24 protein-coding genes, 1 other RNA gene and 1 pseudogene are annotated in these 24,036 nt (G+C 63.8%); 21 read left to right on the plus strand and 5 right to left on the minus strand.

The window, feature by feature from the left end:
* Both ACTS2Z_RS05190 and ACTS2Z_RS05195 read left to right on the plus strand, forming a co-directional pair.
* Nucleotides 1-1,211, plus strand: a 1,211-nt coding sequence (locus tag ACTS2Z_RS05190; RefSeq protein ID WP_442572162.1) for a serine hydrolase domain-containing protein, incomplete at its 5' end; no start/stop codon positions are given.
* A gap of 98 nt (nucleotides 1,212-1,309) precedes the next feature.
* Nucleotides 1,310-2,965 carry a thiamine pyrophosphate-binding protein gene (locus tag ACTS2Z_RS05195; RefSeq protein WP_442572163.1) on the plus strand — a complete coding sequence of 552 codons (1,656 nt, stop codon included), beginning with the start codon at nucleotides 1,310-1,312 and terminating at the stop codon, nucleotides 2,963-2,965.
* 6 nt (nucleotides 2,966-2,971) lie between these two features.
* Here ACTS2Z_RS05195 and ACTS2Z_RS05200 read toward each other — a convergent pair whose 3' ends face one another.
* The gene (locus ACTS2Z_RS05200; protein WP_442572164.1) at nucleotides 2,972-3,145 is read right to left on the minus strand and encodes a DUF4169 family protein; all 174 of its coding nucleotides are present in this window, start codon (nucleotides 3,143-3,145) and stop codon (nucleotides 2,972-2,974) included.
* Nucleotides 3,145-4,536 carry a class II fumarate hydratase gene (fumC, locus tag ACTS2Z_RS05205; protein WP_442572165.1) on the minus strand — a complete coding sequence of 464 codons (1,392 nt, stop codon included), beginning with the start codon at nucleotides 4,534-4,536 and terminating at the stop codon, nucleotides 3,145-3,147. The genes ACTS2Z_RS05200 and fumC overlap by 1 nt, the downstream gene beginning before the upstream one ends.
* Nucleotides 4,537-4,637: 101 nt before the next feature.
* On the opposite strand from fumC, the gene ACTS2Z_RS05210 reads away from it, so the two are divergent.
* Nucleotides 4,638-5,045: a RusA family crossover junction endodeoxyribonuclease gene (locus ACTS2Z_RS05210; protein WP_442572166.1), complete on the plus strand. Its 408-nt coding sequence runs from the start codon at nucleotides 4,638-4,640 to the stop codon at nucleotides 5,043-5,045.
* Nucleotides 5,046-5,071: 26 nt separating this feature from the next.
* Nucleotides 5,072-6,100: a zinc transporter ZntB gene (locus ACTS2Z_RS05215; RefSeq protein WP_442572167.1), complete on the plus strand. Its 1,029-nt coding sequence runs from the start codon at nucleotides 5,072-5,074 to the stop codon at nucleotides 6,098-6,100.
* Between the two features lie 6 nt (nucleotides 6,101-6,106).
* On the opposite strand, the gene ACTS2Z_RS05220 is transcribed toward ACTS2Z_RS05215, so the two are convergent.
* Nucleotides 6,107-6,550, minus strand: coding sequence for an SspB family protein (locus tag ACTS2Z_RS05220; RefSeq protein ID WP_442572185.1), 444 nt, complete (start codon nucleotides 6,548-6,550; stop codon nucleotides 6,107-6,109).
* A 140-nt stretch (nucleotides 6,551-6,690) separates the two neighbouring features.
* Between ACTS2Z_RS05220 and ACTS2Z_RS05225 the strand changes: the two genes are divergently transcribed.
* Together ACTS2Z_RS05225 and ACTS2Z_RS05230 are read left to right on the plus strand one after the other, a co-directional pair.
* Nucleotides 6,691-8,079 carry a cytochrome P450 gene (locus tag ACTS2Z_RS05225; RefSeq protein WP_442572168.1) on the plus strand — a complete coding sequence of 463 codons (1,389 nt, stop codon included), beginning with the start codon at nucleotides 6,691-6,693 and terminating at the stop codon, nucleotides 8,077-8,079.
* Between the two features lie 106 nt (nucleotides 8,080-8,185).
* Nucleotides 8,186-8,797, plus strand: a complete 612-nt coding sequence (locus tag ACTS2Z_RS05230; RefSeq protein WP_442572169.1) for a hypothetical protein — start codon at nucleotides 8,186-8,188, stop codon at nucleotides 8,795-8,797.
* A gap of 21 nt (nucleotides 8,798-8,818) precedes the next feature.
* On the opposite strand, the gene ssrA is transcribed toward ACTS2Z_RS05230, so the two are convergent.
* Nucleotides 8,819-9,182, minus strand: a transfer-messenger RNA (tmRNA) gene (gene ssrA, locus ACTS2Z_RS05235).
* 18 nt (nucleotides 9,183-9,200) lie between these two features.
* Nucleotides 9,201-9,581: a VOC family protein gene (locus ACTS2Z_RS05240; protein ID WP_442572170.1), complete on the minus strand. Its 381-nt coding sequence runs from the start codon at nucleotides 9,579-9,581 to the stop codon at nucleotides 9,201-9,203.
* A gap of 182 nt (nucleotides 9,582-9,763) precedes the next feature.
* Between ACTS2Z_RS05240 and ACTS2Z_RS05245 the strand changes: the two genes are divergently transcribed.
* The 15 genes and pseudogenes from ACTS2Z_RS05245 to ACTS2Z_RS05315 all read left to right on the plus strand — a co-directional run.
* Nucleotides 9,764-10,606: a thymidylate synthase gene (locus ACTS2Z_RS05245; RefSeq protein WP_442572171.1), complete on the plus strand. Its 843-nt coding sequence runs from the start codon at nucleotides 9,764-9,766 to the stop codon at nucleotides 10,604-10,606.
* Nucleotides 10,603-11,115 carry a dihydrofolate reductase gene (locus ACTS2Z_RS05250; protein WP_442572172.1) on the plus strand — a complete coding sequence of 171 codons (513 nt, stop codon included), beginning with the start codon at nucleotides 10,603-10,605 and terminating at the stop codon, nucleotides 11,113-11,115. The genes ACTS2Z_RS05245 and ACTS2Z_RS05250 overlap by 4 nt, the downstream gene beginning before the upstream one ends.
* Before the next feature lie 107 nt (nucleotides 11,116-11,222).
* A complete protein-coding gene (gene hflK, locus ACTS2Z_RS05255) occupies nucleotides 11,223-12,410 on the plus strand; it encodes an FtsH protease activity modulator HflK (protein ID WP_442572173.1) in 1,188 nt (395 codons plus the stop codon).
* A 1-nt stretch (nucleotide 12,411) separates the two neighbouring features.
* Nucleotides 12,412-13,308, plus strand: coding sequence for a protease modulator HflC (gene hflC / locus ACTS2Z_RS05260; protein WP_442572174.1), 897 nt, complete (start codon nucleotides 12,412-12,414; stop codon nucleotides 13,306-13,308).
* Between the two features lie 2 nt (nucleotides 13,309-13,310).
* A complete protein-coding gene (locus ACTS2Z_RS05265; protein WP_442572175.1) occupies nucleotides 13,311-13,520 on the plus strand; it encodes a DUF2065 domain-containing protein in 210 nt (69 codons plus the stop codon).
* Nucleotides 13,521-13,599: 79 nt separating this feature from the next.
* On the plus strand, nucleotides 13,600-15,003 hold the full coding sequence (locus ACTS2Z_RS05270) for a trypsin-like peptidase domain-containing protein (RefSeq protein WP_442572176.1): 1,404 nt from the start codon (nucleotides 13,600-13,602) through the stop codon (nucleotides 15,001-15,003).
* An 11-nt stretch (nucleotides 15,004-15,014) separates the two neighbouring features.
* Nucleotides 15,015-15,944 (plus strand): tRNA (adenosine(37)-N6)-dimethylallyltransferase MiaA, encoded by a 930-nt coding sequence (miaA, locus tag ACTS2Z_RS05275; protein ID WP_442572177.1) that lies wholly within the window; start codon nucleotides 15,015-15,017, stop codon nucleotides 15,942-15,944.
* A complete protein-coding gene (ilvC, locus tag ACTS2Z_RS05280) occupies nucleotides 15,941-16,933 on the plus strand; it encodes a ketol-acid reductoisomerase (RefSeq protein ID WP_442572178.1) in 993 nt (330 codons plus the stop codon). Before miaA ends, ilvC begins: the two co-directional genes overlap by 4 nt.
* A 61-nt stretch (nucleotides 16,934-16,994) precedes the next feature.
* Entirely contained in the window at nucleotides 16,995-17,789 is a 795-nt protein-coding gene (locus tag ACTS2Z_RS05285) for a TVP38/TMEM64 family protein (protein ID WP_442572179.1), read from the plus strand.
* A gap of 59 nt (nucleotides 17,790-17,848) precedes the next feature.
* On the plus strand, nucleotides 17,849-18,889 hold the full coding sequence (locus ACTS2Z_RS05290; protein ID WP_442572180.1) for a rod shape-determining protein: 1,041 nt from the start codon (nucleotides 17,849-17,851) through the stop codon (nucleotides 18,887-18,889).
* 38 nt (nucleotides 18,890-18,927) lie between these two features.
* Nucleotides 18,928-19,935 (plus strand): rod shape-determining protein MreC, encoded by a 1,008-nt coding sequence (gene mreC, locus ACTS2Z_RS05295; protein WP_442572181.1) that lies wholly within the window; start codon nucleotides 18,928-18,930, stop codon nucleotides 19,933-19,935.
* Nucleotides 19,936-20,448: a rod shape-determining protein MreD gene (gene mreD, locus ACTS2Z_RS05300; RefSeq protein WP_442572182.1), complete on the plus strand. Its 513-nt coding sequence runs from the start codon at nucleotides 19,936-19,938 to the stop codon at nucleotides 20,446-20,448.
* Nucleotides 20,449-20,468: 20 nt separating this feature from the next.
* Nucleotides 20,469-22,346, plus strand: a complete 1,878-nt coding sequence (mrdA, locus tag ACTS2Z_RS05305; RefSeq protein WP_442572183.1) for a penicillin-binding protein 2 — start codon at nucleotides 20,469-20,471, stop codon at nucleotides 22,344-22,346.
* A gap of 2 nt (nucleotides 22,347-22,348) precedes the next feature.
* Nucleotides 22,349-23,494 carry a rod shape-determining protein RodA gene (rodA, locus tag ACTS2Z_RS05310; RefSeq protein ID WP_442572184.1) on the plus strand — a complete coding sequence of 382 codons (1,146 nt, stop codon included), beginning with the start codon at nucleotides 22,349-22,351 and terminating at the stop codon, nucleotides 23,492-23,494.
* A gap of 85 nt (nucleotides 23,495-23,579) precedes the next feature.
* Nucleotides 23,580-24,036 (plus strand): annotated as a pseudogene (locus tag ACTS2Z_RS05315) (sodium-dependent transporter); the annotation flags it as partial.

Below are 24,036 nucleotides of genomic sequence, written 5' to 3' on the forward strand. Positions count from 1 at the left end.
GGCGAGGCAAGGCAATGAAGACCACCCTGATTTCGGCAGTGCTGGCCCCGGCTTTCTTGCTGGGTTCTGCCCCGCTGGCAGCTGCGCAGGACTATTTTCCGCCAGAGGGTGCGGAAAACTGGGAACGCACGACGGCGCAAGAAGCCGGTTTCGATGCCGGCGCCCTTCAGGCGGCGATTGATTTTGCCATTGCCAACGAGACCCGCAACGAGTCTCCCCTCGGCGATGTGGTCAGTGCGCGCGAGCTTACCATCATGGTGCCGCTGCAATGGTCGGCAGAACCCTATTCCGATCCGCTGGGCCCGCTAGCGGACCGGGGCGAGCCCTCAGGCCTCATCGTGCGCGGCGGGCGTATCGTGGCGGAATGGGGCGAGCCGGAACGTGTCGACATGACGTTCTCGGTCACCAAGACCTTCCTTTCACACGTGGTCGGTATTGCCATGGATGATGGTCTTATCGGCGATGTTCACATGCCCGTTTCGGCGCAAGTTCCCGATGAGCGTTTTCACACCGGGCACAATGCGCCGATCAGCTGGGACCAGATGCTGCGCCAGACCAGCGGCTGGTGGGGCGAGCTGTGGGGCAAGCCGGCCTGGGCCGACCGTCCGGGCGAGAACGCCTACGACGATCTGGTAGCCGGCCCGCCTTCGCCCGGCAGCGCCTATGAGTACAATGATGTGCGCGTGAATGCGCTGGCGCTTGCCGCAACGCACGTATTCCGCCGGGAACTGCCCGATGTGCTGCGCGAGCGGATCATGGATCCGATCGGTGCGTCGGATGGCTGGGTCTGGCATGGCTACGCCAACAGCTATGCGGAGATTGACGGGGAGCGTATGCTCTCTGTCTCGGGAGGCGGACATTGGGGTGGGGGCATGTTCATCGATGCCTACGACATGGCCCGGCTCGGCCTTCTCGACCTCAATCGCGGTGTCTGGGACGGAGAGCGCATCCTCAGCGAGCGCTTCTATGAGGCAGCGCTGACCCCGGGCGAGCACAATCCCGGTTATGGCTACATGAACTTCTTCCTGACCGGACAGGGCAGCCGCTACCATTCGGAGGGCTTGCCGGAGAACGCCTATTTCCACCTGGGCGCGGGTACCAATATCGTCTTTGTCAGCCCGGACCATGATCTGGTTGCCGTGGTGCGCTGGATTGATGGTGCCGTCATGCTGGACTTCTTCGATCAGCTGGTTGCCGCCATCGAGGACTAGCTCGCCTGATCAGGGGCGCGGCTTCATCTGCCTCTTGTTCCGCCTGCGCGACATCGCTAGCAGTCAGCACGAAAAAATTTTCTGAAAGGAAATGTCCCATGCCCCGTCAGACCGGTGCCCAACATCTTGCCGACGCGCTTCTGGCCAACGGAGCCGATCTTGCATTCGGTGTGCCGGGGGAGAGCTATCTGGCTCTGCTGGATGCCGTTTACGAGAAGGGCAAGGATTTCCGCTTCATTACCTGCCGTCAGGAGGCGGGCGCGGCCAACATGGCCGAGGCCCATGGCAAGCTGACCGGACGTCCGGGCATCTGCATGGTCACGCGCGGCCCCGGCGCGACGCAGGCGAGCGTCGGCGTGCATACGGCCTTTCAGGATTCGACACCGATGATCCTGCTGATCGGGCAGATCGCGCGTGACATGAAGGACCGGGAGGCCTTTCAGGAAATCGATTACACGCATTTCTTCCGCGACCAGTGCAAATGGGTGGCGGAGATCAACGATCCCGCCCGCGTGCCGGAATACATGGCGCGTGCCTTTGCGACGGCGATGAATGGCCGTCCGGGGCCGGTCGTGCTGGCATTGCCTGAAGACATGCTGACCGAGGTTGCCGAGGCGCCTGCCATCCGCCGGGTCGAGGTGGCTCATGCCGCGCCCGCGCCGGGTGACATAGCGAAACTGGAAAGCCTGCTGGCACAGGCCAAGCGGCCCTTCGTGGTGTTTGGCGGCACCAAGTGGAGCGGCGAGACCGCCGAGAAGGCGCGCCGCTTTGCCGAGAACAACGCCCTGCCGGTGGCCTGCTCGTTCCGGTCCAAGGACCATTATAACAATATGGGTCCGAACTATGCGGGCGATCTGGGCGTCGCGCCGAACCCCAAGCTGGTGGCGCGGGTGAAATCGGCCGATCTGCTGATCGTGTTCGGGCCGCGCCTGGGAGAAATGACGACCTCGGGCTATTCCATCCTGAAGCCGCCGGTGCTTGAGGGGCAGACCCTCGTCCACATTCACCCTGGTGCGCAGGAACTGGGCCGCGTCTACCAGCCCGATCTTGCCATCAATGCGACGGTCGCAGCGGCGGCCGATGCGCTTTCGCACATCAAGGTGGATTCCAGTGCCTGGACAGGCGAAGCCGCTTCGGCGCACGAGGAGTTTCTGGAATTCTCTTCCGCCGTCGAGATCAAGAGTGGTTTCAACCTGTCTAAAATGTTCTGCTGGCTATCGGACAATCTGCCCGAGAACGCGATCATCACGAACGGGGCGGGCAATTACGCGGCGTGGCTTCATCGCTTCTACCGTCACCGTCATTGCCGCACCCAGCTTGGCCCGACCTCCGGCGCAATGGGCTATGGTGTTCCGGCGGGTGTGGCGGCCAAGATCGCCAAACCGGACTCGCTGGTTGTGTCGGTCAATGGTGATGGCTGTTTCCTGATGTGCGGTCAGGAACTGGCAACGGCCGCACAATACGGCGCGAACGTCATCTTCATCGTTGCCGATAATGGCGCTTACGGCACGATCCGCATGCACCAGGAGCGCGAGTATCCAGGCCGGGTGTCGGGCACCGTTCTGAAGAACCCCGATTTTGTTGCCTTCGCAAAGAGCTTCGGGTGTGAAGGCATCCGGGTGGAATCCTTCGATGAGTTCCCGGCGGCCTTCGAGCAGGCGAGGACCTGCGGCAAGCCCGCACTCCTGCACCTGATCTGCGATGTGGAGGAGATTGCGCCGGGCCGGACGATTTCGAGCCTCAGGGCGAAGTAGGGCCCACTATTCCCGCTTCTTGCCGTCAAGATCGCGTGCGGCCTTGTCCGTTTCGGCTTTTCGCTTGAGCTTTTCAGCCTTCGTCTGACCATGGGCGGCGCGGTTGGCGGCAGCGTCCTTCGCTGCCGCCTCGCGGGCCTTGCGCTTGCGCGCGGTACGCAGATTGACGAGTTCGGCCACTAGCGCGGGCCGATCATCTGTTCGGGGCGCACGACCTCGTCGAACTCCGCTGACGTCACGAAGCCGAGCCGGATGGCTTCCTCGCGCAAGGTGGTGCCGTTCTTGTGGGCGGTCTTGGCGACGGTGGTTGCGTTGTCGTAGCCGATCTTCGGCGCGAGTGCCGTCACAAGCATGAGCGAACGCTCCATGATGTCGGCAATGCGTGCCTCGTTGGCCTCGATCCCGACCACGCAGTTCTCGGTGAAGCTGATCGCGGCATCGGCCAGAAGACGGGTCGAGGTGAGGACGTTGTAGATCATCACCGGCTTGAAGACGTTCAGCTGGAAATGGCCCTGGCTGCCGGCAAAGGTGACGGCGGCGTTATTGCCCATGACCTGCGTGCAGACCATCGTCATGGCCTCGCACTGGGTGGGGTTCACCTTGCCGGGCATGATGGACGAGCCCGGCTCGTTCTCCGGCAGGGACAATTCGCCGATGCCGCAGCGCGGGCCGGAGCCCAGAAGCCGGATGTCGTTGGCGATCTTGAACAGCGATACGGCCAGGGAGTTCAGCGCGCCGTGGGCCTCCACGAGCGCATCCTTGGTCGACAGCGCCTCGAACTTGTTCGGAGCCGTGATGAAGGGCAGGCCGGTGAGGCTCGCGACTTCCTCGGCAAAGGCCACATCGAAGCCCGGCTTGGCGTTGAGGCCCGTGCCGACCGCCGTGCCGCCTTGCGCCAGCTCATAGAGCGCCGGCAGCGCCGCCTGCACGCGGCGGATACCATTATCGACCATGGCGACATAGGCCGAAAACTCCTGACCCAGCGTCAGGGGCGTTGCATCCATCAGGTGGGTGCGGCCGATCTTGATGACGTCCTTGAAGGCGTTCGCCTTGTCGTTCAGCGCGTTGCGCAGCACCAGAAGGGCGGGGATCAGCGTGCCGTGAAACTCCCGCGCGGCCGCGATATGGGTCGCGGTCGGGAAGGTGTCGTTGGACGACTGGGAACGGTTCACGTGGTCATTGGGGTGGACGGGGTCTTTGGAGCCCATCTCGCCGCCCAGCATCTCGATTGCGCGGTTCGAGATCACCTCGTTGGCATTCATGTTGGACTGGGTGCCTGACCCGGTCTGCCAGACGACGAGCGGGAAGTGGTCGTCCAGCTTGCCCTCGGCGACTTCCAGCGCTGCGGCGGCAATCGCCTTGCCGAGTTTCTCGTCCATGTTGCCCAGCGACATGTTGGCCTTGGCCGCGCAATGCTTGACGACGCCGAGCGCGCGCACCAGCGGGGTCGGCATCGTCTGGCCGCCAATCTTGAAATTGATCAGGGAGCGGGCGGTCTGCGCGCCGTAATACTTGTCGGCGGGAACCTGAAGCGGCCCAAAGGAATCGGTCTCGGTGCGCATTGCGGTCATGGATGCCTCGCAAGGTGTGTGTAGCGCCGCCACGGCTTGCAAGACGGGGCAAGCGCGCCGACACTGGTGAATGTGACGAATCGGGTGTGTAGCATCGGGCCATGACGGATCAAGCCGCCGATCACTACACGCTGCAGGATGATGGCCTCGATTGGGCCGGGAGAGGGAAAGTGCAGGCTGCCACGCCGAACGGATCGCTTCACCTGCGCGTCGATGCGCTGACCTCGCAGTCGCGCCGGTTCAAGTCGCTGATCGGGGAGTTTTTCCGTACCGAATTCAAGCGTGTGCGTCCGAAATGGGGCCCCTACGAGGTCACCATCATCATCGAGCGTACGGAAAACTCGCCTGTGCATGATGTCGACAATGTCGCCAAGGCTGTGCTCGACGCGCTGACCGGCGTGGTCTTCCACGATGACAGCCAGGTCGAGCGCCTGCATGTCGAGAAGGTGCTGGGAGAGCGGGCGCGGGTGCGCGTGCGCGCCGTGCCGCTGGTGCCTGCGGCTGCCTGACGCCTCTACCGCCGGGAGGGCCGTTCATGGTCCCCACTGACACCGAGAGGGCTCCCGCCCTTCTGCCTCCGGTCCTGTGCTTTGCCATGGACGGGCGCGGCGCGGCTGAACCCGCGGATCTGGCCGCTGCCGCAGACGGCGCGGGCGAAGAGGCGAAGCCCGAGAGCCGCGGCAAGGCCCGCCCGCCTTTCGTCTGGGTGCATTTGCAACGCGGTGATCCGCGCACGGCCACTTGGCTTGAAGAGGCAAGCGGTCTGGACCCGGTGCTGATTGCGGCTCTGCTGGCTGAAGACACACGCCCGCGCTGCACCGTACATGCTGACGGCGCTATCATCATCTTGCGGGGCGTCAACCTGATGGAGGGCGCCGAGCCGGAGGACATGGTGTCGGTCCGCCTGTGGGTGGAGCGCTCGCGCGTGATTGGCGTCTGGGTGCGTCCGCTTCGCGCGGTAGGTGACCTTGTGGGCGCCATCGAGCGAGGCCTCGCGCCGTCGAGCCCTGGCGAGCTTGTGGCGAAACTGGTCCAGCGCCTCGCTGACCGGATGGAGCCGTCCGTCGCCGAACTCCACGAGGAAATCGACACGTTCGAGGATGCTTTGCTCGATGGCGAGGAGATGGAACGCGGCGCGCTGGCCGATTTGCGCCGCCGCGCCATAAGGCTGCGCCGCCATATCGGCCCGCAGCGCGATGCGCTCACCACGCTTGGCATCGAGGATCTCAGCTGGCTCAACGAGAAGGACCGCACGCGCATTCGCGAGGCGGCTGACAAGACCACCCGCATCCTTGAGGAGCTGGAAGTGGTACGTGAACGCGCAAGCGTGGTGCAGGACCAGATCGCCGAAGCGCGCGCCGAGAAGATGAACCGCTATACGCTGCTGCTATCGGTGGTGGCGGCGATATTCCTGCCGCTGGGTCTTCTGACAGGGCTGCTCGGCATCAATGTCGGGGGCATACCGGGCGAAGGTAACCCCTGGGCCTTTGCCATCGTGTCAGGTGTTCTGGTGGTGATTGCCGGGATTCAGGTCGCGCTGTTCCGGCTGATGCGCCTGTTCTGAGACGCCTCAGTCCTTCTTGCGGAAGGCATCCAGGCTGACGACCGTGCCTTCCTCGGCTCCGCCTGCGCTCGCAGCGGCCGGCGCGGCTGTGTTGGCGGCATCTGGTGCTTCATAGTCGAAGTGCAGGTGGAAACCGACCGCCGGGTCATGGAAGCGTGTGATAGCCCGGTAGGGCACTTTGAGATATTTTGGCACGCCGCCAAATTTCAGCGTCACTTCGAAAAACTCTTCCTCGGCGGACAGGTCCCAGAACTGGTGTTCCAGGACGACCGTCATCTCGTCCGGATAGGCTTCGGCGAGGCTTGGATCAACGTCGCAGCCCGGATCCGATGTCTTGAAGGAGATGTAGAAATGGTGGGCGCCGGGCAGGCCTTCGGGGCTGCCTGCGCGGGTGAGGGCCTGACGGACCACACCGCGCAGCGCATCTTGCGCCAGCCGGTCATACCGCATCAGGTCCTTGCTCACCGCGTCTCCCCCTGCCTTGAGCTTTCACCCCAGAGCCTAGCCGACGCGGTTCATGCGTCAATCGGTCAACACCGCTGGCTTTCAGGGGCGTAGCCGCCGCGCCGCGCCTGCGCTAGGTTCGCGGCATGGAAAAACCCAAGCCAGTCCAGCCTGTCAGCCCCGATGAGCCGGGCTTCCAGCCCGCCCGCGTCACACCGCTCGACCGGCCGGTAAACCTGGTCGAAACCGGGCTGATGATGCGGGAAAACCCGCTTTCCATCCTGCCGGCTCCACTTTTCGAGCAGACGATTCTGACCGGACCCTATCTTGGCCGGTCGGTGCATCACCTCTCTGGACCGGCTGAAATGAAGTCGGTCCTGCTGGACAATTTCGAGGACTGGCGAAAATCGCCTCTTATCCAGCGCATGCTGAAGCCGGTGCTGGGCGATGCCATCCTGACAGCCCACGGGGCGAGCTGGCGGCGCCAGCGCATGACCTTGCAGCCGGCTTTCCTAAAACGCCGCCTTGATCCCTTCGCGCCGATCATGGCCGATGCTGCGGCGATGGCGGTCACGCGCCTGAAAGCGCCGCAAACGCCGGAAATCATGGGCGTGATGAGCGATGCGACCTTCGCCGTGATCGAGCGTGTCCTGTTTTCCGATGTCGAAGGGTTTGACCGGGCCGAGGTGCGCAGCGCCATTGAGGTGTTGCTGGAAGAGATAGGCCGCATGCGGCTGTCTGACCTTGCGCCTGTGCCGGAATGGATGCCGCGCCTGATGACGCGGCGTGCGGTCGCGGCGCGCAAGGTGTTCCGGCAGTCGGTGGAAGGGCAGATCGCGCGCCGGAGGGCAGCCGCAGATCCCGGCAGTGACCTGCTGGGCCTGCTCCTGACCGTGCGTGACGAGGAGACAGGCGAGGGGCTCTCCGACACAGACATCCGCGACAGCGTGATGACGTTTGTGGCGGCCGGCCATGAGACCACCGGGATCGCCCTGACCTGGGCACTTTATCTCCTCGCGAACCAGCCAGACGCTCAGGCGCGGCTGCGTGAGGAAGCCCGAAGCGTTCTGGGCGACGCACCGGCAAATGCCGATCATGTCGGTCAGCTTTATTTTACGCGGCAGGTGCTGGAAGAAGCCATGCGCCTGTACCCGCCAGCGCCCATGGTGGCCCGGCGCGCCGTGCGGGCGACAGAGATTTGCGGACGGCCGGTGCGCAAGGGCGATGTTGCGCTTCTGGCCTTTTACTGCCTGCACCGTCACCGACGGCTGTGGGATGATCCTGACGGTTTTGATCCTGCTCGCTGGCTGCGCGACCGCCGTCCGGCAGACCGCTACCAGTTCCTCGCCTTTGGCGGAGGGCCGCGAGCGTGTATCGGCATGGGCTTTGCCATGATGGAGGCGACCATCATGCTCGCAACGCTGGTGCGTGATCTGGAGTTTGTGCCCTTGCCGGAGGCTGCCCCGGTCGAGTTGGCCATGCAGGTGACACTTCGCCCGGCAGGCGGTCTTCATCTGGGTGTCATCCCCGTTTAAGGCGCTTCGAGCGCTGGCAACCAAATAATCCTCACCTTAGACTTTCTTGACTGCGGCCTTGCCGCTAGCGTCTGGCAATCGCGCGAAAACGAGGGGACTAAAGGCATTGGAACGGCTGACCGAACTTGAGCATGAACCGGCCCGCGCGCTCGCGGCTGATTACATGCACGAGGCCGACATCCTGCTGGGGCGTTTGCCGCGCCGCGTGGCTCGCCACTATCGGCGTGAGGTGGAATTGAGGGTCATCGATGCGCTCAATGGCGGGCCCGCCATCAGCGCCGATGCGGTTGCCCGCGCGCTCGAACTGATCGGCCCTCCAGGCCATTACCTGCCAGGCGAGATCGCCGGAGAGGCGGCGCGCCTTGCCTCGCGCACGCTCAATCCGCGCCGGGTGGTCGAGGCCTTGCGCTATGGCGCCATGTCGGGTGTGGGCACGGCCTCGGCAGTCAGTGTGCTTGGCCTGCTTTACGCAGTTGTAGTCTTTGCCGTGATCGCCGGAATTGCCCGCCTGATTTCGCCCGATGCAGCCGGCCTGTATGAGCTGACCAACGGCGCTTACGTGCTTCAATTCGGTGGCAGCCCGGACGATGCCCGAGACGTGCTCGGCATCATGTTCACGCCGCTCAGCTGGGCCTTTGCAGCCGGGCTCTACACAGCCCTCACACAGCTCTTGCCGGTCTTTATACGCATGCGGCGCTTCCAGCGGCGCGCAGGCTGATAATTGGGTGAGGGAAAGGAAAGTGGGGGGCTTCTGTTGCCAGGCGCCCCCCGAACCCCGCCTGCGGCTTGCTAGAGCCGAGGACTTAAGATGCGAAATGGCCGCACTGCTTACGCAGCGAGACGCACTTCTTCAGCAAAGTTGTCGTTGGCAACTTTAACAATGGGCTGATAACGGAGCCCATGCGGGCGAAAGCAACGTCTTTACCCATCCGTCGATCCTGATCGGCCCCATGCTCACCGCCCAACGCAGCGGACAAGAGATTGGTGGAGCCGCCGGGAATCGCACCCGGGTCCGGTCTGGTTATTACACGCACGTTTATCGCCATAGACCGCCGAAGCGGACGAGATTGAATATAGGGGCTCTGGCGGGGCTTTGAAACCCCGCCATCACCGCGTCCGGCCTAGCCGAGCGGGCCAGTCATCAGGAAGGCATTGAGCTTGTTGCCGTCGGGATCGCGGAAATAGGCCGCGTAGAAATTGTCGCCGCGTGGGCCCGGCTTGCCCTCGCAGGTGCCGCCATGGGCCAGCGCAATGTCATAGAGCCGGTGGACCTGCTCCTTGTCCTTCGCTTCAAGCGCGACCATCACACCATTGCCGACGCTCGCCGCATTGCCGTCAAAGGGCTTGGTGGCGGCGATGCCAGCCTGACCGCCCGGCTTGCCCCAGGCCACGAAGGTGTCGAACTCCATCATGCGCGGCGTGTCGAGTTCCTTCGCGATCGCGTCGTAGAAGGCACAGGCCTTTGCAAGATCGTTGGTGCCAAGTGTTACATACCCAATCATTGAAAGATTCCCCATTTGTTCCGGTTCGGGCAAGCTGCCATCCGGACGAGGGCTGGGCAAGCGCGATTTGATGTACGGGGAATTAAATCCTGTTCATAAGTACTGAAGGCGGGGTTGTGCTGCGGCAAACCATCTGGGCGAATCGGGACATCGTACACAACGCATTGTCCCCGGAGTCCCTCATGGCCCTTGCCGAACATCATCCCGCGCAGACGAACCGCCCCGGCATCGAGGCGGCGTATCTCGATCTTCTGCGCGATGTGATGGAGAACGGCACACCGTCTGATGACCGCACCGGCGTCGGCACGCGCACCGTGTTTGGCCGCCAGATACGCTGTGATCTGGCTGACGGGTTTCCACTGCTGACCACCAAGAAAGTCCATTTCCGCTCCATCGCCATCGAGCTTCTCTGGTTCATCAAGGGCATGACGAATGTGAAATGGCTGCAGGAGCGCGGCGTTTCGATCTGGGATGAGTGGGCCGACGAGAATGGCGAGCTTGGCCCGGTCTATGGCAAGCAGTGGCGGCGCTGGACGGCCCCTGACGGGCGCGAGATCGACCAGCTTGCTGATCTCGTGGCGCAGATAAAGTCCAATCCAGCCTCGCGCCGCCTCGTGCTGTCGGCATGGAATCCCGCGGACGTGCCGTCCATGGCCCTGCCGCCCTGTCATACCCTGTTCCAGTTCCATGTCGCCAACGAGCGCCTGTCGCTGCAGCTCTACCAGCGCAGCGCGGACCTGTTCCTCGGCGTACCGTTCAATATTGCGAGCTATGCGCTCCTCTTGGCCATGATGGCGCAGGCGACGGGCCTGAAGCCCGGGGAATTCGTCCACACGTTTGGCGACGCGCATATCTATTCGAACCATGTCGAGCAGGTGGAGCGCCAGCTCGCCCGTGAGGCTCGCCCGCTGCCGCAACTAAGGCTAAATCCGAAAATCACTGACCTCTTTGCCTTCGAGTACGAGGATATAGAGATCATCGGCTATGACCCGCATCCGGGCATTGCGGCGCCGGTAGCGGTGTGAGTGAAATCCCTCTCTCAATCGTGGTCGCTGTCGCGAAGAACGGCGTGATCGGGCGTGATAATGACCTGCCCTGGCGTATCCCGTCGGACTTGAAGAATTTCAAGGCGGTGACACTTGGCAAGCCGGTCATAATGGGCCGCAAGACGTGGGAGAGCCTGCCGCGCAAGCCCTTGCCGGGGCGGGCGAATATCGTTGTTTCGCGTTCGTTGGGCGGCGCCGAGGGAGCATCCGTTTACGATGATGCCAACGCGGCCGTCGCGGCGGCACGGGCCATCGCCGGTAAGGATGGTGCGTCGGAGGTCTGCCTCATTGGCGGCGCAGCGCTCTACGGCGCGCTTTTGCCTGCGACGACACGCATCTATCTGACCGAGGTCGACTTGGAGCCGGAGGGCGATGCGCACTTTCCGATGCTCAACCCTCTCGAGTGGCGCGAGGTCAGTTCAACGCGTTTCGAGGCCGAGCCCGGCGACGATGCCGGCTTCACGGTGCGGGTGCTGGAGCGGGTGTGACGCCTTGCCCACTGCAAGCCGTTCCGGTTTCCCTTGAACCGGAGGGCTGATCCGTCCACATATCATCGCAACTTCCATTCAGCTTCCCTACCGTTACGAGGACATACATGCCCTGGAACGACAATGCAGGCGGCGGCGGAGGGCCCTGGGGCTCCGGCGGCGGACGGCGTGGCAATAACAACAACCAAAACCCGTGGGGGCAGGGCCCCAACGGTGGACGGCGCGGACCCGGCAATGGCCAGGGCGGTGGCGAACCCGATCTGGAACAGTTCGTCGCCCAGTTGCAGGCGCGCATCCGGCGCATGTTCGGTGGTTCGGGTGGCGGCAAGAGCTCCGGCGGTCCGGGCCTCGGCCTGATTGCCGCTGGCATCTTCTTTGTCTGGCTCGCCTGGCCGGGCTCTGCCTGGTATGTGGTCGGCCCGCAGCAGGCGGGCGTGGTCCTGCGCTTTGGCGAATATGTGCGCACGACCGGCGCAGGCTTGCAGTTCAAGCTGCCGGTGCCCTTCGAGACCGTGCTTCTGCCGGAAGTGACCACCACCAACGAGGTGGCGGTTGGCTCCACGCCGCAGGAAGCGCTGATGCTGACCCGCGATGAAAACATCGTGGAGATCGACTTCGTCGTGCAATGGCGCGTTGACCTGACCTATCCGGAAGGCGTGCGCGACTTCCTGTTCAATGTGCGTGATCCGCAAGGCACGGTGAAAGCCGTCGCCGAAAGTGCCATGCGCGAAGTGGTCGGCACGACCGAGCTTCAGCCCATCATCACGCAAGGCCGGACCGAAGTTGCCCGCCGGGCCCGCCAGATCATTCAGGACACGCTTGCCAGCTACGATTCCGGCATTCAGGTGCTGGAGGTCCAGCTGCGTGAAGCCTCTGCCCCGGCCAGCGTCATTGATGCGTTCCGCGATGTTGACGCGGCGCGTCAGGATGCCGAACGCGCGGCCCTCCAGGCGACCGCCCACGCCAACCAGGTCGTGCCGGAAGCGCGCGGTGACGCGGTGCGCCTGCTCGAGGAAGCCCGCGGCTACCGCGAAAGCGTGATTGCCGAAGCAGAAGGTCAGGCCTCGCGCTTCAACCAGATCTATGCCGAATACCGTCTCGCACCGGACGTGACCCGCCGGCGCATCTTCCTTGAGACCATGGAACAGGTTCTGGGCCGCTCCGAACTGATCATCCTGGATCAGAATGGCGCTGGCAGCGGTGCCGTTCCGTATCTGCCGCTTGACCAGTTGGGCGGCAATCGCAGTCCTGCCCGTACCCAGTCGGGTTCTTCGTCCAGCACGGGAGGCCGCTGATATGCCCCGCTTTGTCCTGATCAGCCTTGCGGTCATTCTGGCCATCGGCGTCGTGGTCGGCCTTGCAGCGACCTACACCGTGTCCGAGCGTGAATCCGCGCTCGTCCTGCGGCTCGGCAATCCTGTTGCCGTGATCAACGAGCCGGGCGATGACGAGCCGGGCCTCCACTTCAAGATCCCGTTCGTCGATGACGTGCTCTATTTCGACAAGCGCAATGTCGAGTTCAACATGGCGCCAGCCGAAATCCTGGCTGCCGACCAGGAGCGTCTGGTGGTCGACGCCTTCCTGCGCTACCGGATCGTCAATCCGCTCCGGGTCTTCCAGACCGTGCGCGACGAGCGCGGCCTGCAACAGCGTCTGTCGGCCATCATGGATGACTCGCTGCGCGGCGTGATCGCGTCGATTCCGTCAGGCGAGGTTATCTCCGGCCAGCGGGCCGAGGTGATGAACCGCATCCGCCTTGCAGCAGAAGCCCAGGTCGCGACCCAGGATATCGGCATCCAGGTCATTGACGTGCGCATCCTGCGTGCCGACCTGCCCCAGCAGATCACCGACCGTGTGTTCGAGCGTATGCGTTCCGAACGCCAGCAGGAAGCGGCACTCATTCGCGCGCAAGGCGAGGAGCGGGCACGCCAGATCCGCGCCGAGGCTGATCGCGAAGCGGCCGTTATCCTGGCCACCGCCCGGTCGGAAGCCGAAACCATCCGCGGTGAAGGCGACGGTCAGCGTACGTCCATCTTCGCTCAGGCTTACGGCCAGGACCCCGACTTCTTTGCCTTCTACCGGTCCATGCTCGCCTACGATCAGGCGCTGCGTGACAATACGCCGATCATCATCAGCCCGGACTCGGAGTTCTTCCGTTACTTCCAGAACCAGGCGGGTGAACCGGCGAACTAGCCATGGGTAGCGGGGCCGTGTTTGCGTGGGTGTTCATCGCCATCGGACTTGTGCTGGTGGTCGAAGGACTGTTCTACGCGCTAGCCCCGTCGCTCGCCCGCAAGATGGCCGAGGCGGCGTCTGTGACGCCTCCCGGCGTCTTGCGCATGGGCGGACTGATTGCCGTGGCGGCCGGGGTGGTGATCGTCGCACTTGGCAAATGGCTTGGCTGATATTGCGGCTGTAAAGCAGGGTGTCGACCGGCAAACATCGCGTTAAGCTATTTGCTTCCTTGCTGATCCGGAGTCGCTCATGCGTGCCCTTCTGGCTGGCTTTGCCGCCGCCCTGCTCGTCACATTCTCGCAGCCGGCGGCGATCGCCCAGCCGCGCGAGGGTTTTGGTGATCTTGCCGAGCGTTTGTCGCCGGCCGTGGTGAACATCTCGGCGGCCCAGCGCATGCGCGCCGATGCCAGCCTTCCGACCTTTCCGCCCGGATCGCCGCTGGAGCGTTTCAACGACCTTCTGGGTGATAATCCGCGCGTCGCCAACTCTCTGGGTTCGGGCTTCATATTCGATCCCTCCGGTCTGGTGGTGACCAATAATCATGTTATCGAGGAGGCCGACGAGGTCGAGGTGGTGTTCACCGATGGCCGCACCCTGCCGGCGGACATTGTCGGTGTTGATCCGGCAACTGACCTTGCGGTGCTGCGCATTCGGGGTGACGGTGAATTTCCCTATGTCGAGTTTGGCGATTCCGATGCGGCGCGGGTGGGCGACTGGGTCATCGCCATCGGCAATCCGTTCGGTCTTGGCGGTTCGCTGACGGCCGGTGTGATCTCGGCGCGTGGGCGCGAGATTGGCGGCCGGTATGACGACTATCTCCAGACCGATGTGGCCATCAACCGGGGCAATTCGGGTGGCCCGCTCTTCGACATGGACGGGCGCGTGGTCGGTGTGAACACAGCTATCTTCTCGCCCACCGGCGCCAGTGTCGGCATCAGCTTCTCCATTCCCTCCACGATTGCCGAGCCGGTCGTGCGCCAGCTTGCCCGCTTCGGCGAGACGCGGCGCGGCTGGCTGGGTGTCAACGTGCAGGCAGTCACCGCTGACACGGCAGAGGCGCTGGGGCTTTCCAGCCCGCGGGGCGCGATTATCAGCCGGGTTGATCCGGATGGCCCCGCTTACGCTGCCGGTATCGAGCGCGGAGACCTGATCCTCGCCTTCAATGGCGAGGTGGTGCCGGATGATCGCCGCCTGCCGCGCATGGTTGCCGACACGCCCGTCGGGTCGCGCGTCAGCGTCGATGTGTTGCGCCGGGGTGAGCCGTTGACCCTCGAGGTCGAGGTGGCCCGCCTGGACGAGCCCGAAGCCGCACCGCCGCGCCCGGTGGGCGCCGAGGCGGAGACGCCGGGTGTCACGCCGTCCTCGCGCACGCTCTTCGGGCTGACGCTTGCCCCTATCACCGATGCCTTGCGCCGCACCCACCGCCTGCATCCCGATGCGCGCGGGCTTGTCGTCACCGCTGTCGAGCCGGGGTCGGATGCTGCTGGCAAGGCACGCGTCGGAGATGTCGTCGAGGAGATTGCCTGGACGCCCGTGACAACCGTCGAGGAAGCGCGCGAGATCGCCCGCACGGCAGCGGGCGAATCCGGGCGGCCTGTCCTGTTCAGCCTTAACCGTCAGGGCCAGTTCATCCTGCAAAGCCTGAGGCCGTAGGGCCGTTCGAGGTGGCCTTGCCGCCCTTCATCCTGATTGGCGGGCCCACGGCGTCCGGCAAGACGGCGCTTGGCGTCGCGCTCGCGCAGCGGATCGGGGCGCATATCATCAACGCCGATTCCATGCAGCTCTATCGCGGGCTGGAAATCCTCTCCGCCCAGCCGGCGGAGGCAGAACGCGGCGGCGTTCCGCATCATCTTTTCGGGGCGGTGGACGCGTCAGTGCGCTGGTCGGCCGGTAAGTGGGCGCGGGCAGCGCTTGCGATTGCCGGACCGCTTCGGGAAAAAGGCATTCCTGTCGTTCTGGCAGGTGGAACGGGCCTCTATTTCAAATGCCTGATCGACGGCATCGCGCCCGCACCGGAGATCCCGGCACCTATTCGTGCCGAGACTGAACTGTTGGCGGAAAAAGGACTGGATGCGCTTCGCGAGGAAGCCGAGCGTCTTGATCCTGATGCGGCCGGCCAGATAAAGGCAGGGGACCGGCAAAGGCTGATCCGCCTCATTGAACTGGTCCGCACTACCGGCAAGCCCCTGGCTGCGCTGCATGCCGAAACGCACCCGCTTCTTGCGCCAGATGAGTGGACCGGGCTTGCGCTACAGTGCGACCGGCAGGCGCTCTATGCACGCATTGAAGCGCGCTTCGATGCGATGATGGCAGCCGGCGCACTGGACGAGGCGAAGGCACTGTACGCGCGCGGGCTGGACCGCCAGCTTCCGGCCATGAAGGCGGTCGGGATACGTCCGCTTCTGGCGCATCTGGATGGCGATATCCCGCTGGAAGATGCCGTGGTGCAGGCCAAGACGGACTCGAGGCGCTATGCCAAGCGCCAGTTCACCTGGTTTGCAAACCAGCATGCTGACTGGATGCGCGTCGAACCGGGTGCCTCGCCCGGTGCGATCGACGCGCTGATCGAAAAGATGGAAAGGCCAAAGCGATGACCTTGCCCGCTGCGCTCTATGATCGCGATATCGATATGGCTCCGCTTGCCGGGTGTCAGCTTGCCCTCGTCGGATATGGCAATCACGGGCGGTCGCACGCTCTCAATTTGAGAGATAGCGGCGTCAGCGGCGTGATGGTGGCGCTGCGCGCGGGTTCGCCCTCACGCGCCAAGGCGCAGGCTGACGGGTTTGAGGTTGTCGATCTCGATGAAGCCGCGGCGCGGGTCGACTATCTCTCCATCCTCGCGGCTGACGAGGCGCATGGCGCCATCTGGACCGATCACATCAAGCCCAACCGCAAGGCGGGCCAAGGCCTGATCTTCTGCCACGGCTTCTCGGTGGAATACGGCCTGATCGACGCGCCGGACGATTGCGACCTCATTCTTGCTGCAGCAAAGGGGCCAGGCGGCGCGGTGCGTGACAGCTACGAGCGGGGCGGCGGGCTGACCGGGTTCTGGGCGGTGGAGCGCAATGCCTCGGGCCGGGCGGAGGAAATCGCAAAAGCCTATCTGAAGGCGTTGGGCTGTGGCCGCGCCGGCATTTTCAAGACCAGTTTCCGCGAAGAGGCGCTGGCAGACATTCTGGGCGAACAGGCCGTGCTGGTCGGTGGCATGTGCGCGCTGGCAAGGCAGGGTTATGAGACGCTCGTTGGGGCCGGGATCAGCCCGCTCATGGCCTATATCGATACCGTCCACGAGCTGAAATACATCGCCGATCTGATTCACACGCGCGGCATTGCGGGCATGTATGCAGCTATCTCCGACACGGCAGAGTTCGGTGCCCATGGCGTGGAAGGCCGCATAGCCGAGGCCGTCAGGCCGGTCTTTGACGAGGTCGTAACCGATGTGACCAGCGGCGATTTCGCTCGACGCTGGGTGGCCGACTTTGAACAGGACCGTGCGAGCCTGCTTCGCGCGAGAGCGAAGGCTGGCGAACATGAGCTGGAAGCAACAGGGCGCTATTTGCGCAAGGCGCTCGGTCTGGAATAGGACGTCAGACAGGCACACAGCGTGCATGGAAAGGCGCGCCTGAAACCGCTATGAGAGCGCGATGAACCAGATTTTCAGCTTTTTCACCCGCATGGATGTGCGTGCCGCGCGGGCGGTGGGCGTCTCCATCGCCCTGTTTGCGCTCGTAATCGCGATTTTTCTCGTCGGCCGTTTTGTCTTCAATATCGAGCCGGGCGACATTCAGGTCTGGCTCGCGGACGCGGCCTCGCGCTGGTACGCGCTGCCCCTGACTATCCTTGCCTTTACTGCATTGTCCTATGTCGGTGCGCCGCAATTTGCGCTGTTTGCCGCAACGGTGCTCGCCTTCGGGCCGGTGGCGGGTTTCGTCTATTCCTGGGCCGGGACCATGGTGTCGGCGGCGGCGAATTTCTGGACCGGCCGTCTTCTGGGCGCGGACGTGGTGCGCCGTTATGGCGGAGATACGGTCAACCGGATTTCCGCGTTCGTCGGCAAGAACGGTTTCTGGGCCAGCGCCATCATCCGCAACGTGCCGTCTGCCCCCTTCATCGTGGTGAACATGGCCGCCGGCGTGTCGCAGATGACATTCCTCGCCTTCCTGGGCGGTACCGGGCTTGGCATCCTGCCGAAGATTGCCCTGGTGACGTTTGCCGGCGGCGGCGTCATCGCGCTATTGTCCGGGAGCGGACTATGGGTCGCGGCCATTCTGGCACTCACGGCCTTCGGTTGGCTTGTTGCCATGCTGATGGCGCGCAAATGGCTGCGTTCGACCACTGCCGGGCAGGACGCCGAAGCGGTGAAACATGCACCTGACGAGGCTCCAGACGGCACGTCGTCACTTGCAATAAACGACGGCGCATCGCACAAGGGACATTAGCGCTCCGCTTCGCATGGGCGAGGCGGCTTACGGCCACCGGCTCACAGGTTTTTTTACCGATGTTCTCCAGCGTTTTCGGGCTTCTTTCCGCCGATATTGCCATCGATCTGGGCACCGCCAATACGCTCGTCTACGTGAAGGGACGAGGCGTGGTCCTCAACGAACCTTCCGTGGTCGCCTACAAGATCGAAAAGGGACGAAAACACGTTCAGGCCGTTGGCGCGGAAGCCAAGCTCATGCTGGGCAAGACGCCGGGCAATGTCGAGGCCATACGTCCGATGCGTGACGGCGTGATTGCCGACTTCGATGTTGCCGAGGAAATGATCGCGCACTTTATCCGCAAGGTGCATAACCGGCGCAGCTTCGTCTCGCCGCAGGTTGTCATCTGCGTGCCTTCGGGCGCTACGGCGGTTGAGCGCCGCGCCATCCACGAAAGCGCGCTGGGCGCCGGTGCGCGCAAGGTCTATCTGATCGACGAGCCAATGGCCGCAGCCGTGGGCGCTGGCCTTCCCATCGACGAGCCGACCGGCTCGATGATCGTCGATATCGGTGGCGGCACGACCGAGGTTGCCGTGATGTCGCTGTCGGGCATCGTCTATTCGCGCTCGGTGCGCGTAGGCGGCGACAAGATGGACGAGGCGATTATCAACTATATCCGCCGTTCGGCGAACCTTCTGATCGGCGAGACGTCGGCGGAGCGCATCAAGAAGGAAATCGGCTCGGCCAGCCCACCCCCCAAGGGTGAGGGCCTCACGCTCGAGATCAAGGGCCGTGACCTGATGAATGGCGTGCCGCGCGAGATTGCGGTGACCGAGGCGATGATTGCCGATGCGCTCTCCGAGCCGGTCGAGCAAATCGTCGAGGCGGTCAAGCAGGCGCTGGAAGCCACACCGCCGGAACTGGCTGCCGATATCGTGGACAAGGGCATTGTCCTGACGGGCGGCGGCGCGCTCCTGCGCAATCTCGACACCGAACTGCGTGACCGCACCGGACTGCCGGTCAGCCTCGCCGACGAGCCTCTGTCATGCGTCGTGCTGGGCTGTGGCAAGGCGGTGGAAAATCTCAAGGTTTGGCGGCCCATACTGTCCGAAGCCGTGTAGGCGGCGCAGTGTTGATTCTCTAGAGGAGGTGCCGGGCGGTGGCGCAATGGCGTTCAGCGCGGCAGGGGGCAGACGATACGATCCGCTTTTCGCGGACGATTTTCCTCGTGCTCGTTGCCTTGTCGGCGATCCTTCTGGCGGCAGACCGCACTCAGGACAGGGTGGAGGCCGTGACGGTGTTCCGTTCGGCCTTCAATGACCTGTCGCTTCCCGTTCTCGAAGCCGCCGCCCAGCCCTTGCGGGGGCTCTACAATGTGGGTCCGTGGTGGCGCCGCCAGATCGAACTGGCCAACGAGATACGCGAGTTGCGTCAGGAAATGGCGGAACTACGGGCCTGGCGCGATGTAGCTCTGAACTATTCCGAGCAGATGCGCCGCCAGCAGGAACTGCTCAATCTCGATCCGCCGCTGCCGCGTGACAGGATCACGGCCTGGGCGGTGACCGAGACAGGTGGCCCGTTCGTGCGCACCCGCCTTGTGGGCGTCGGCAGCGAGGACGGGGTGGCGCCGGGCTATCCGGCCTTGAACATTTACGGGGTGGTCGGCCGGATGATTGATGTCGGCGCGCAATCCTCGCGCATCCTTCTGCTGACAGACCTGAACAGCCGTGTCTCGGTAATGGCAGACCGCTCCAATGCGCGTGCCATGCTGGTGGGCGACAATACCGATTTCCCGCGCCTCGATTATCTGGGCCGCGCCCCCGATATCCGTGAAGGCGACCGCATCGTCACCTCGGGCGATGACAATATCCTGCCGCGCGGCCTGCCCATCGGCGAGGCCGTTCTGGACCAGCGCGGTGTCTGGCGAGTGGCTCTCTACTCCAGTGCGACCCCGATTGATCTGATCTGGATATGGCCGTTTGCGCCGGTGCCTGCGCCTGCCGAGGAGGCATCTGGCACTGACGACCTGTCCGCCCCGGCGGAGTCGCAAGATCCGCCGCAGGAAGATGCCGTCGCTGCCAGCGCTGGCGTTCCCGAAGCCGGGGCAGAGAACACGCCGGAGCCTGCTGCGGCGCAAGACGCTTCTGATGGCGGGGAGGGCGGCTAGATGCGCACACCGCTGGAACGCCAGTCAACCTGGCCAGTCCTGACGGCTATAGGGCTGACGCTGGTCCTGAGCCTGCTGGCCGTTGCGGCGCCCTTGCGTCTGCCAGAAGGGCAGAGCTTTCCAGCGCCCTTCTTCCCGCTGATTGCGCTCTTCATCTGGTCGGTGCGCCATCCGCGCTTCGTGCCGCCCTGGCTCATCTTCATCACCGGTATCCTGCAGGACCTTCTGACCGGCGGGCCGCTGGGGATGTGGGCGATTGCCTATCTGCTTGCGTTTGCGATTGCGCGCCTGCGCTCTACCGAGCCGTCCTCGCGCGAGTTCGTCCTTCTTGTGGCGCGGTTCTCGGTAATGACCGCCATTGCCACACTCATTGCCTGGATTGCCGGATCGCTCTCCATCGGCCAGCCTGCTGACCCGGCAAGCCTTGTTACCGAAGGTGTGATAACACTGATCGTGTTCCCGGCGTTCTGCTGGCTGTTTGCCCGCAGACGTGAACGCACCACATTCTCTTGAGGGTTTGACACAGAGCGACCATGCGCCGCGACAAGCAGGAAGCCCAGGCCCAGTTCAACAGACGCACCTTCATGGTCGGTGCGGGGGGCGTGGCCGTTTTTGCCGGTATCGGTGCCCAGCTCTATAATCTGCAAATCCTGCAGCAGGACGAATACAGCGTCCTGTCGGACAACAACCAGTTCTCCTTCCGCATCCAGTTGCCGACGCGCGGGCGCATCCTCGACCGGTTCGGCGAGACCATTGCCGAGAACCGCGACAGCTACCGGATCTATCTCATCCGCGAACAGGCGGGCGATCCGATCGTCGCGCTCGACCGGCTGGCGCGCTACATGCCGATAGCCGAGGCACGCCGCGAGAGGGTGTTGCGGGATCTGGCACGTGTGCCGCGCTTCCAGCCGGTTACCGTCGCTGAAGGTGTCGACTGGGAGACCTTCTCGCGCGTCAATCTTCACCTTCCCGAATTGCCGGGCGTGATGCCCGATGTGGGCGAGGTGCGCACCTATCCCATGCCGGCAGCGTTTGCGCATATTGCAGGCTATGTGCAGTCAGCGCCGCCGGAGATTGCCGGCGATGACCCGCTGCTTCGCCATCCTGCCTTCCGCGTCGGACGGGCAGGCGTGGAGATTGCCCGCGACGCCGAACTGAGAGGGGCTGCCGGTTCACTGAAAGTCGAGGTCAATGCTTTTGGCCGCGTGATCCGCGAACTGCCCGACCAGTCACAGCCCGCACAGCCCGGTCAGGATGTGGCACTGACCATTGATGCCGAGGTCCAGCGCTACGCGACCGAACGTTTGGGCACGCAGAGCGCATCGGTCGTGGCGGTCGATGTGCACACGGGCGAAATCGTGGTCATGGCCTCCACGCCCTCGTTTGATCCCAACCTCTTCGTGCTCGGCATTCCGTCGCGTGAGTTCTCCGACCTGAACGAGAACCCGCTTCGACCCCTCTTCAACAAGGCGACCAACGGTCTCTACGCCCCGGCTTCGACCGTGAAGGGCCTGATGTCGCTTGCGGCCTTGCGCCATAATGTGGTCCGCGAAAACGAGCGGGTGAGTTGCCGTGGCTCGGTGCAGCTTGGAAACCGGCGTTTCCATTGCTGGCGCCCGGAAGGCCATGGGGCCGTGAACATGCACGAGGCCATAAAGGGGTCGTGCGATGTCTATTTCTATGAGGTGGCCTCCCGGCTCGGGATCGAGCGCATCCGCGAGACTGCGCTGGAAATGGGGCTGGGCCAGCTTTTCGATGTCGGCATACCGATGCTGTCGCAGGCTGGCGGGCTCTTCCCCAGCCCGCAGTGGAAGCGGGCACGCACCGGCCAGAGCTGGACGATGGGTGACACCTACAATGTTGGCATTGGGCAGGGGGCGGTGCTTGCCTCGCCCTTGCAGCTTGCGGTGATGACAGCGCGCATGGCGACAGGGCGGGCGGTGGAGCCAACGCTCTACCCGCGCACCCGGACGCGAGAGTTCGCGCCGCTCGATTTCTCCGAGGAACACCTGCTTGCCGTCCACAACGCCCATGTCGGCGTGGTGCACGAGCCGGGCGGCACATCCTACTGGTCGCTGGGCGGTCTGGGCATTGAAGGTGTGCGCATGGCCGGCAAGACAGGGACGAGCCAAGTCTATTCGATCAGCGCCGAAGAACGTGCGCGCGGCGTACGCGATCAGGACGATCTTCCCTGGCGCCTTCGCAATCACGGCCTGTTCATCTGCTATGCGCCTGCCGAGGCGCCGCGCTATGCGCTGGCGCTGGTGGTGGAGCATGGCGGTGGCGGTTCCCGCTCGGCGGCGCAGCCTGCGCGCGACATCTTGCGCGAAATCGTCCTGCGCGACCCTGCCGGACGGTCCGGCATCATTGCGGCGCGCCACGCCCCCATCCAGCTTGCGCAAGAGAGCTAGGCATGCCGGTCTTTACCCAACCCGTCCCGCGTGATCTCAGGGCGAAGCTCTTCGAGCTGAACTGGGCTTTTGTGCTGCTCATCGTGCTGACGGGCTGTATCGGCATCTTGATGCTCTATTCGGTTGCGGGCGGTGCATGGGACCCTTGGGCCATCCGCCACGCAACGCGCTTCTGTGCGGGCCTGCTGGTCATGCTGGTGGTGGCGCTGATGCCGCCGCGCCTGTGGATGAGTCTGGCCTACCCCGCCTATCTGGGCGCGCTTTTCCTGCTCGTGATGGTGGAACTCTTTGGCGCGACGGCCATGGGCGCTCAGCGCTGGATCGATATCGGTCCGTTGCGCATGCAGCCGTCGGAGATCATGAAGATCGCCCTCGTGCTGGCGCTGGCGCGCTATTACCACGACCTGCCGCCGGAAAAGGTGTCGACGCCAGGCGGCATGATCGTGCCTTTCCTGATGCTGGCTCTGCCGGTCGGGCTGATCGCCAAGCAGCCAGACCTTGGGACCGCCGTGCTGACGGGTGCCACCGGCGTTGTGATGGTCTTCCTGGCCGGGCTCAGCTGGAAGGTGATCATTCCCGGCATGGTGGCTGGCGGCGTGGGTGCGATAACGCTCCTGCGCTATGGCCTGGAAGACTATCAGCGTGCGCGGGTGATGACCTTCCTCAACCCGGAGAACGATCCGCTGGGTGCGGGTTATCACATCATGCAGTCAAAGATCGCGCTTGGCTCCGGGGGGCTAACCGGCAAGGGCTACATGCAAGGCACGCAGGCGCATCTGAACTTCCTGCCTGAAAAGCAGACCGACTTCATTTTCACCATGCTGGGCGAGGAGTTCGGCTTTGTCGGCGGTATCGCGGTTCTGGTTCTCTATGCACTGATCCTTGGTCACTGCATATTGATCGCCATGTCCTGCAGGTCGGTTTTCCTGCGCCTGATGACGATGGGCGTCACCACCACGTTCGCGCTCTACGTCTTCATCAACACGGCCATGGTCATGGGCCTTGTGCCGGTAGTAGGCGTGCCCTTGCCGATGATTTCCTATGGCGGGTCGGTGATGTTCACGGTGCTGATCGGGCTGGGCCTCATCCTTGGCGCGCATATCCATCGCGCAGCAGAACCGCCCAAGGGTGCTGGTCTTTTCGGCTAAGCGCGCTTGACCTTGCAGGCCTGGTGGGGAAGTCTCCCCGCCAACTCAGCCCATAACAAAAAAGCTATCTATCGGGGGAATACATATGGCAATCGGCGGCGGTGAGCACAGCACCTGGGGAACACGCTTCGGCTTTCTGATGGCGGCCATCGGGTCTTCGGTCGGCCTCGGCAATTTCTGGCGCTTCCCTTACGTGGCCGGTGAAAACGGCGGTGCTGCTTTCATCGTCATCTATCTGGCCTGTGTGATCTTCATCGCGCTGCCTATCCTGATGGCCGAGCTCTCGGTTGGCCGTCACGCCCGCCGCTCTGCGGTCGGTTCGGTGCGCAAGATGGCCTTTGATGCGGGTGCGCCCGGCATGTGGTCGGTAGCCGGCTGGGTCTCGATGATCGCTGCCGTGCTGATCTTGTGCTTCTACTCGGTCGTGGCTGGCTGGGTCGTGGCCTACGTGTTCAAGATGGGCGCAGGCGACTTCATCGGCCAGACGCCGGAAGTCATCGCAGCGTCGTTCGGAGAGCTGGTAGGCGACACCAACACGGTCA

The organism is Glycocaulis sp., assembly GCF_052168375.1.
Lineage (GTDB): Bacteria > Pseudomonadota > Alphaproteobacteria > Caulobacterales > Maricaulaceae > Glycocaulis.